Source organism: Rhizobium sp. JAB6 (assembly GCF_003024605.1).
Classification (GTDB): domain Bacteria; phylum Pseudomonadota; class Alphaproteobacteria; order Rhizobiales; family Rhizobiaceae; genus Rhizobium.
Genome location: NZ_PYJQ01000003.1, coordinates 53,070 through 61,325, shown reverse-complemented (window position 1 = coordinate 61,325; position 8,256 = coordinate 53,070). Strand labels below are relative to the sequence as shown.

The following is an 8,256-nucleotide window of genomic DNA, read 5'->3' as shown; positions in this document are numbered from 1 at the left end:
TCGGAGCAGCAGCTCGACGCCTCAGCATGCCAGCCGGAATTCATCCAGAAGACGATATCGCGCGTCTGATCTCCGTCTTACAGTTGAAGGATTGGAAACATCGGCCCGGTGATTCAAGCACCCATACACCTACCAAGGCTTCGAGAATATTCCGCCGCTGCTGGCTGGCTCGACAAGGCGGTGCCGGATTCCTGATCCCCCGATTTCTCGCCGTGTTTCGTTCAGGCCAGCTCATTGGCAGACGACCGTCATAGGATTTATCCCGCGAAGTTGCAGCCCCGGAACAAAGCTTTCGCATGGCCGTTCGTTCTTGTGATGAATGGAAGAGAGAAGGCCATGCCGCGGCAATCAATCGAGCACACGGACACACAGGAACGCAACGCCACCGGCATCGCCAATCAACATTACACCCGAAATTGGAAGGAGGAATAACTCATGGATCATAGCAACCACATACGGCTGACCGAAGAAGAACTCACACAAGCCAATTTGGAAGGCGCATCCATCTATGGTGCCGACGATCACAAGATTGGAACCGTTGACCACGTGCATGGCGCCGGCAGCGGCAGCAGCGTCGTGATAGACGTCGGCGGCTTCCTCGGTATCGGCGCAAAGCCGGTGTCCGTTCGAGTGACCGATCTCGATTTCATGCGCGACGAAAGCGGCGAAATCCATGGCGTGACTTCTTGGACAAAGGACCAGCTGAAGGCAATGCCCGAGCATCGCGATTAAACACCGGAAGGGAGCTTCCGCATGTGCGGCAGGCTCCCCTTGCTAAAGCTCGCGCGGCACTCTCCCGGCCGGTCGAGCAATGACATGCTCACATGCGGTGCCTCAGCGTGTCCGTTGTCGTTTTCAACGGAAAGACAAGGGTAGCGCACAGTAAACCCACCATACCACCCAGTGCCGTCTCCCACAGCCGCGCGGCGAGAAGAGTATAGGAATGCTCTCCTGTTGCCGCCAACGTCACAACCAGCGCGTAAGCGTAAGCGCCGCATGCGATGTCATATCGTTCCGGCAGCGCCATTGCATAGATCACCATGGCGAGCCCAGCGGCCGCCCAGATGGCGAGCGGATAGTCGATCGCGGCAGGCAGCATTGCCAGGGCGATGGGCACGCCGACCGCTGTGCCGATGATACGCCGGCGCACACGATCCCTCGTTCCCGACATCGATCCCGCCACGACATAGGCACCTGCCGTGACGGCCCAGATCGACTCCGCGAGGCCGAGCATGGCGCTCAGGACTACAAGTGCGAGAGCAGCGGTGGCGGCCTGAAGTCCCATGGCCAGTTCGGGCGAAATCCTGCCTGGCAGAACAGCCGGTACTGCCATCGGAGCTGCTGGATGTTCGGATGGCCCGCTTAGTACCCTAGGTATGATAGAGGCGAGCGCGGCAATCGCTCCGGATATCAGGATCAGACCAACGTCATCTTCGGTGAGCCCTGCGCCGTAGGCAAGAAGCTGACCGATGAAGAACTGAGAGCCTATGCCCGCTCCTGTTATTCCAAATCGTCGAAGATAGCCGACGAGAAACGCCCCCAGCACCAGCACTATCTCGGAAACTGTCGTCGAAGCCTCGCCTTGCCCTCCCGGGTACTGGATTGGCCCCTGGGGTCATTGCCGCAACACGCCCTATCACGGACGTTTGCCGAACGGCGCCTGGCAGTAGACCTACCGGCTTCGACCGATATGGCCGACCCGATTGCGGTCGGCCGATACCCTCAATTGACATCCACAGAGAACGATCATGACCCCTATCCGCTATGCGGGGCGCCGGCGTGCGCCCTGGTATCTGCGCGCCGGCGTCGCAATCGCAGCCCTGCTCGCCGTATCATCCGTGCTCTCGCTCGTCCTGGCCTTCGATACCGAAGGCCAGGAACAGGCCGCCGGTTCATTCTACCTTGCCGATCCTCAAGCGATCGATGGGCGTCCGGGGACGATCATAAGATCCGAACCGATGCCATTTTCACCGCAAGGCACGAATGCCTATCGAATCCTCTATCGATCGAGGGGCCTGCATGGCGAGGCGATCGCGGTTTCCGGCGTCCTTATAGTGCCGCAGGAGGGCGATAACCAGAGCCGACCGATCGTTGCCTGGGCGCATCCAACGACCGGCGTTGCGACCCAATGCGCGCCGTCGTTGCGCAACTCCGTCTTCCGCCAGGTCCAGGGTCTGAACCGGATGCTTTCGGAGGGCTTCGCGGTCGTTGCCACCGATTATCCCGGCCTCGGAGGCCCCGGCGTCCATCCCTATCTGATCGGCGACAGCGAAGGTCGCGCGGTTCTCGACTCCGTTCGCGCCGCAGGACATCTGCTCGGCCAGGAGAGGCCGAGATTTGCAGTGTGGGGCCATTCTCAGGGCGGCCAGGCGGCACTCTATACCGGACTGCTTGCCCGCCCCTACGCGCCGGATCTCGATCTCGTGGGTGTTGCAGCGGCTGCTCCGGCAACCGACCTTCGCACGCTGATGAAGGATGACTTTGCGACGAGCGGCGGCAAAGGCCTCACGGCACTGACCCTTTGGTCCTGGTCGCGCGTCTTCGACATCCCGCTGGACTCCCTGGTCGTTCCGGCAGCTCTGCCGGCGATGGACCGTCTCGCGAACGGCTGCATCGAAACCATCTTCGATCTCCTCGCAAGACGCATGGAGGAGCGGCCGCTCGGCAAGACCTTCCTGACGATTTCGGATCCGACGGCCGCCGAACCATGGAACAGGCTCCTTGCGCAGAACTCTCCCCCGCCGGTACCGCCTGCTTATCCCGTCTTCATTGCGCAAGGAATGAACGACGATATCGTCCGTCCGGAGGTTACGGCTTCCTACGCCCGCCGGCTGTGCGTGAACGGCACCAAGGTGACCTTCCTGACCATCCCCAAGGTTGGCCACGGCTTCATTGCCCGGGACACTGCTGATCAGGCGGTCGATTGGATGGCGGATCGGTTTGTTGGTCGCCACCCTCAGAGCGATTGCGTTGCCAGAGAGCCGGTCGCGGAAACCTTGCAACATGATGGGGTCGAACAGCCATGACATCGTTGCTGCTCGGAGCCATGGTCTTCGCCATTCTGGTCGCTGCGGTTCTATGCGGCATCGTCGTTCGCGACCGCCTGCCCGCTCACCATCTCAGCCTTGAGTCCAAGGAGGCGATCCGGTTGGCAACGGCCGTTGTGGGAACGCTCTCCGCCTTGGCGCTCAGCTTGTTGATCGCCTCGGCGAAAACCACTTTCGACAATGCGTATTCCGAGATGGAGGCGACCGCGGGGCACGTCCTGCTGCTCGACCGTCTGCTCGCCCACTATGGTCCAGACACCTACGCCGATCGCAAGCGGCTGCGCGAATTGGTGCAACAGCGTCTTGACGGCCGGTGGTCCACCTCCTCGCAAGACGACGATTCGAAGGAAAGTACCCCGGCCTACCGCGACATCGAAGCCGTGCAAGACGATTTGCGACGATTGGTACCCGCCGACCAGGCACAAAACCTCGTGCGAACCCGAGCCCTTGAGGTCAGCGGCATGATCGCGGAAGGGCATTGGTTGAAGATCGATTCCGGCTCTGAAGGATTGCCATGGCCATTCTTCGTGGTCATGATCTCTTGGCTTGCGCTTCTATTCGCAACATTCGGCCTTCAGGCACCCCCGAACAAAACAGTCCTGACTGTCATACTTGTTTCGGCCTTGTCCGTTGCGGGCGCGGTCTTCGTCATTTCCGACATGGCAAACCCCTACGCCGGCATCATAAGGGTCTCCCTCGAGCCGCTGCAGATAGCGATGGATCGTCTTGGACGGGCGTGAGGAAATTGAGTTTACCGTCGGTGGTCGATTGAGATCCTCCGAATCGGGCGTCGCCCGCCCCTGCACGAGAGCAAGAATGACGCAACTGCAGTGCTCTTGACGCAATGTGAACACCTAATGCAGGTTTTCTAGTCATGAAGTCAACCTGGCCCGGTTGCGCTCACCTACCGCTATCATGTTTTGCTTAGGCCAAGTCATGGACCATTTCTTGGGGGAATTGCGGAAGGCTTAAAGGAGCGTGGGCCGTGATGGAGTGACGGTGTGAGACCTGAGCCGCTATTTCCATATTGGTCCGGCGAAACTCTCTTGATGACTTCATGTCCTCAATCGCTTCTCAGCTCCCGCGGGCGTATCGAGCGGGCGGCATGCCCACGTATCGCGCAAAGGCGACGCTGAATGTGCTTGCTGATCCGTAACCCACACGTTCGGCCACTTGATCCATCCCCAATTCGCGGCCGCGCAATAGCTGTTTTGCGAGAGCCATGCGCCAAGCCAACAAATATTCCATGGGTGCCAGGCCGACGACGCGGCTGAAGCGCGCAAAGAAAGCCGATCTGGACAGAGCCGCTTCCGTTGCAAGTTCCACCACTGTCCAAGGATGGGCAGGACGTGCATGCATCGCATGAAGTGCTGCCGCCAGGCGTTCATCGGCAAGGCCGCGGCTCAAGCTCGACGTGACGACCGTCTCCGCGCCGGATCGCAATGCCTCTATCAACAATACCTCCAGCAGCCGCTCCAGCACGAGCTCGCGCGCCGGCCGCCGCTCGCGGGTTTCCTCGCCTACAAGCTGCATCAGCGTAGCGAGGCGGGGCTCATCGCGAACGATAACCACATCAGGCAAGAGGGAAACAAGCAAGGCTGCATCCGGCGCGCCGAAGCTGCAATGGCCTATGCGCATACGCAGATCCGCCGGCCCTTCGAGGCGGCCGACACGGAAATGGCCGCCACTCAACTGTGTCGGAACCATAGCGGATAGATCGGCCGGTGCATCGACGCTCTCGTTGACAAGGTCGCGCATGGCCGGCGCGAGCACGAAGTCGCCGGCCTGAAGGATGAAAGGTTGACGTCCTCCGAACGTTACGCGGCAACGCCCCTCAAGGATTGCGCAATAGAATGGTTCGCCCGTGGCCTCCCGATGAATTCGCCAGGAGCCGGCGCATTCCACCAGCTTCGAAAAACGTGCGGTCGGCTGCAGCAATGTGACGATTTCGGCAAGGGGATCGATTGGCATAGTTAGGACTATCGCTAAAGAAATGGAGACTGCAGCATATATAAAGTCTCTCATCCGGTCACTATCATGGCATCGTTCCCTTTGTTTGGAGAAGTTCATGCCAACGATATTGATCACTGGTTGTTCGTCCGGCTTTGGCCTGGAGACTGCGAAACTGTTTCTTGAACGAGGGTGGGACGTGATCGCGACAATGCGCACGCCCAACCCTGCGCTGCTCCCGGTTTCCGAACGGCTGCGTATTCTCTCGCTCGACGTCACCGATGCTGCCAGCATCGCGGAAGCCGTGAAGAGCGCCGGTCGGATAGATGTATTGGTCAACAATGCCGGTTTCGGGGCGCCGGCACCAATCGAGCTGACCGCGCCGGAGACGGTGCAGTCGCTGTTCCAGACAAATACGATCGGCACATTGGCGATGATTCAGGCCGTATTGCCCCAGATGCGTCGACGACGCGCCGGGATCATCGTCAACGTGACCTCCACGGTGACCGTCAAACCTCTGCCGGTGATTGGAATCTACCGGGCGAGCAAGGCAGCGGTGAACGCCTTCACCGAGTCCTTGTCAATGGAGATGGAGCCGTTTGGCGTGCGGGTGCATATCGTCTTGCCAGGCCGCTCGCCGGAAACGCGTTTTGGGGAGAATGCGCGTCCGCATTTGCGTGGCTTGGACAATTCGGATTATGCCCCACTGATCCAGCAATTTGTAAGGGCGGTGCAGGACGACACCGGTCCCGTGACCCACGCACGGGACGTAGCGGAGGCGGTCTGGCGGGCAGCCACGGATGCATCCGCTCCGCTGCGAATTCCAGGCGGTCAGGATGCCGAGCTTTGGATGGCCGAGGCCGGTTTGTAACGGGAAAAGGCGGCGACCGAAATGCTGTCGCCGTTCTGACTCCAACCATGCATTGAGGAGAGCTGCTTCAATGCATGGTGGCGGTATGCGAAATGCCATCGAGCGTCGCCAAAAGCTTTTCGAACTCGCTTAGAACATGATTGAACTCTGCAACCTGCATATCGGCGATCTCGGGCATCGCGGAGGAAACGCGCGCGATGAGCCTGTCCATCAATACGAAATGGTCGGCCGGCACATTTCCGAGTAGCGCTCGTTGCATCTTCAGCTCATTGAGGATGCGAACCATAAGTGCTCCTCGGTCCGCCCTGCTCAAGAAGAAACCTTTTAGCTGAGCTTGCTGGATTTCCGTTATCAGCATGGCCGTCATCTCTGTCTCCAATTTCAAACTTGGCCGGGCTACTGCAACCACTGCATTTCAAACGTCGAATTTGTCGGCTAACCAGCTCGGCGTAGTCCGCAACGCCCGCTTCGCCGACGGTTCGGATGATCATTTCCCGCTCGCAATACGATCAGCACCGGGAAGGGTATCCGGGGGGCTGCAGGGGCGCCGCGGCCCTTCCCAGGGTTGATAGGTATTGTCTTCCGGTCGATACGATTGGTAGCGCGCGGCGCACCAGGCTGCTGCCTGCGCATTTTTCTTCGTCTCGACGGGCCGATCTGCGTCAGCGATAATCTGTTGGAACGGCGAAGAGCACTCTCGGATCTCCCCGCCATAAGATCGATAGCTATTGGTTGTCGGATTGAAGGAGCGGTAGCGTTGCGCACACCACGCGAGGTGCTCATCGGACAGCTCTGGCCGAGGTGCGGGACGTTGCGGTACCGGGGGATCCTCGACCGCCTTTGACGTGCTCGCCGACGCTTCGATCACATAGCTGGAATAGCGCGGCGGAATGCGTTCGTAGTGCTGCCGGCGGAGATCGACTTTCACCGGCTTCGCCGTCCATAGGTCATGTGCTGCAAGCTCCTTGAAGGCGTGAGGCTCGGAATCCGCCACAACACGGGACGCAACAGAGGCAACGGCGACACAGATCCCGACTGAACTGACGATTGCGAAGGCGAGGGATGCGAGCGCATTCATCTTCCCGTCCCCCGCTATCGGACCAGTGGAACGCGGGCGGCAATACGGGTGCGCCGGCCGCCGGCTGCGAAAAGCCTGGCCCCAATACCGGGGATCGTGAACAGAATGGCCATCAGGGACATGGCCGGCCCCGGGACTTTTCTGCTGAATGGACCATGTTCTTTCTCCCCGTCCTGGTGATATCGCGCCCGAGCGCTTCTCCCTTCTTCTATGAAGGGAGGCTTCGTGATCGCTGGCGAAGCAACGAACCGGCGGGCATGTCGTTCCACGACAGGGACTTCAGTCTGAGGCCTACCGCCTTTGGTCCTAAACCCATTTCAATGTCTACTGCCGGCGCTACCTGCGAATGGAAGCCCATACGCTGGGGCATGCTCTGGAGATTAAGGCAGATGGCGCGATCCAACCGGCGGGAGGCCGGACGCAGACGCCTCGCGATGCGATTGCCACAGATGCGAAACCTGATTATGGAAGCGAGCGATCGCTGGCAGCTCGAACTTTTCGAGGCTTACCAAATAGCAGTCGAAACACGAGACGCTCTTCGGCGACAGCCGTTCAATTCAGATCTGGCGCGGGAGTGCGATGAGACTTGTTCCGAGATCGAACAGCATATCGTACGCGCGATGTCGTGTCGCGATCCATTTCAATTGTGAGAGAACGCCCGCTCGTTGGCGTCCATACTATTCTGGCCTCGGCTCGCACCTCGAAAGGTTGTTAGTCGGCATGCGTCACATGATCCCGTATGACACCAGAACCAAGCAAATATCCCCTGACGGAACTACACGTCTCGCGGTCTCTGCCAGACCTCATTAAGCGTCATGATGGCTCGGTGGAACTGCATTCTCGCCGAGCGCTGGCGCGAAGAAACTTCCCGGATGCGCTTTTATTCGGGTCAGAACGCCCTGTGGTTTCTGATGTCGCTTTCGATACGTGCGACGCAACCCTCTACTTTTGCCAGCAGAATTTCGAAATCGATCGGTTTGGTCAAATAATCGGCCGCCCCTGCCCGCAAGCCTGTGACAATATTTTGCTTGTCGGTCATTGCGGTCAGGAAAATGAACGGCACGTTGGAGAGCTCCGGATAGTTGATCTGAATTTCCGCGAGCAGCTGATGACCATCCATTTCCGGCATGGTGATATCGCAAATAACGATATCGGGCCATTTGGTCACAAGGAGTTCCAGCCCTTCACGGCCATTTGCGGCCTCCAACGTCGCAAAGCCGGCCTCGGCCAGCTCCTCGATGATCAAACCTCTGATTTCCGCCTCGTCATCAATGCAAAGAATGGTGGTCATTAGCTTGCCCTTTTGGCGA

At 59.3% G+C, this 8,256-nt stretch carries 10 protein-coding genes; 5 read left to right on the top strand and 5 right to left on the bottom strand.

Features of this window, described 5'->3' with window-relative positions:
• Window positions 1-435: 435 nt before the first annotated feature.
• On the top strand, window positions 436-732 hold the full coding sequence (locus C7U61_RS04835; RefSeq protein WP_106997028.1) for a PRC-barrel domain-containing protein: 297 nt from the start codon (window positions 436-438) through the stop codon (window positions 730-732).
• An 88-nt stretch (window positions 733-820) separates the two neighbouring features.
• On the opposite strand, the gene C7U61_RS04830 is transcribed toward C7U61_RS04835, so the two are convergent.
• Window positions 821-1,333 (bottom strand): FUSC family protein, encoded by a 513-nt coding sequence (locus C7U61_RS04830; RefSeq protein ID WP_210202919.1) that lies wholly within the window; start codon window positions 1,331-1,333, stop codon window positions 821-823.
• 415 nt (window positions 1,334-1,748) lie between these two features.
• Between C7U61_RS04830 and C7U61_RS04825 the strand changes: the two genes are divergently transcribed.
• A complete protein-coding gene (locus C7U61_RS04825; protein WP_106997026.1) occupies window positions 1,749-3,026 on the top strand; it encodes an alpha/beta fold hydrolase in 1,278 nt (425 codons plus the stop codon).
• A complete protein-coding gene (locus C7U61_RS04820) occupies window positions 3,023-3,787 on the top strand; it encodes a DUF4239 domain-containing protein (protein ID WP_106997025.1) in 765 nt (254 codons plus the stop codon). The genes C7U61_RS04825 and C7U61_RS04820 overlap by 4 nt, the downstream gene beginning before the upstream one ends.
• A 334-nt stretch (window positions 3,788-4,121) precedes the next feature.
• Here C7U61_RS04820 and C7U61_RS04815 read toward each other — a convergent pair whose 3' ends face one another.
• Entirely contained in the window at window positions 4,122-5,018 is an 897-nt protein-coding gene (locus C7U61_RS04815; protein WP_106997024.1) for an AraC family transcriptional regulator, read from the bottom strand.
• A 97-nt stretch (window positions 5,019-5,115) separates the two neighbouring features.
• Between C7U61_RS04815 and C7U61_RS04810 the strand changes: the two genes are divergently transcribed.
• Window positions 5,116-5,868 (top strand): SDR family oxidoreductase, encoded by a 753-nt coding sequence (locus tag C7U61_RS04810; RefSeq protein ID WP_106997023.1) that lies wholly within the window; start codon window positions 5,116-5,118, stop codon window positions 5,866-5,868.
• Window positions 5,869-5,935: 67 nt separating this feature from the next.
• Here the strand turns inward: C7U61_RS04810 and C7U61_RS04805 are convergent, their stop codons facing one another.
• Both C7U61_RS04805 and C7U61_RS04800 read right to left on the bottom strand, forming a co-directional pair.
• Window positions 5,936-6,235: a hypothetical protein gene (locus tag C7U61_RS04805; RefSeq protein ID WP_106997022.1), complete on the bottom strand. Its 300-nt coding sequence runs from the start codon at window positions 6,233-6,235 to the stop codon at window positions 5,936-5,938.
• 120 nt (window positions 6,236-6,355) lie between these two features.
• A complete protein-coding gene (locus C7U61_RS04800; RefSeq protein WP_106997021.1) occupies window positions 6,356-6,946 on the bottom strand; it encodes a BA14K family protein in 591 nt (196 codons plus the stop codon).
• A 389-nt stretch (window positions 6,947-7,335) separates the two neighbouring features.
• Between C7U61_RS04800 and C7U61_RS19600 the strand changes: the two genes are divergently transcribed.
• Entirely contained in the window at window positions 7,336-7,596 is a 261-nt protein-coding gene (locus tag C7U61_RS19600; RefSeq protein ID WP_106997034.1) for a hypothetical protein, read from the top strand.
• Between the two features lie 239 nt (window positions 7,597-7,835).
• Here C7U61_RS19600 and C7U61_RS04790 read toward each other — a convergent pair whose 3' ends face one another.
• Complete coding sequence (locus C7U61_RS04790) at window positions 7,836-8,237, bottom strand: response regulator (protein ID WP_106997020.1); 402 nt, start codon at window positions 8,235-8,237, stop codon at window positions 7,836-7,838.
• Between the last annotated feature and the right edge of the window lie 19 nt (window positions 8,238-8,256).

What these genes read in the sequence shown, in the direction of transcription:
- C7U61_RS04835 (WP_106997028.1), top strand. Translation starts at nt 436, where the DNA reads ATGGATCATAGCAACCACATACGGCTGACCGAAGAAGAACTCACACAA.
- C7U61_RS04830 (WP_210202919.1), bottom strand. Translation starts at nt 1,333, where the DNA reads ATGGCAGTACCGGCTGTTCTGCCAGGCAGGATTTCGCCCGAACTGGCC.
- C7U61_RS04825 (WP_106997026.1), top strand. Translation starts at nt 1,749, where the DNA reads ATGACCCCTATCCGCTATGCGGGGCGCCGGCGTGCGCCCTGGTATCTG.
- C7U61_RS04820 (WP_106997025.1), top strand. Translation starts at nt 3,023, where the DNA reads ATGACATCGTTGCTGCTCGGAGCCATGGTCTTCGCCATTCTGGTCGCT.
- C7U61_RS04815 (WP_106997024.1), bottom strand. Translation starts at nt 5,018, where the DNA reads ATGCCAATCGATCCCCTTGCCGAAATCGTCACATTGCTGCAGCCGACC.
- C7U61_RS04810 (WP_106997023.1), top strand. Translation starts at nt 5,116, where the DNA reads ATGCCAACGATATTGATCACTGGTTGTTCGTCCGGCTTTGGCCTGGAG.
- C7U61_RS04805 (WP_106997022.1), bottom strand. Translation starts at nt 6,235, where the DNA reads ATGACGGCCATGCTGATAACGGAAATCCAGCAAGCTCAGCTAAAAGGT.
- C7U61_RS04800 (WP_106997021.1), bottom strand. Translation starts at nt 6,946, where the DNA reads ATGAATGCGCTCGCATCCCTCGCCTTCGCAATCGTCAGTTCAGTCGGG.
- C7U61_RS19600 (WP_106997034.1), top strand. Translation starts at nt 7,336, where the DNA reads ATGGCGCGATCCAACCGGCGGGAGGCCGGACGCAGACGCCTCGCGATG.
- C7U61_RS04790 (WP_106997020.1), bottom strand. Translation starts at nt 8,237, where the DNA reads ATGACCACCATTCTTTGCATTGATGACGAGGCGGAAATCAGAGGTTTG.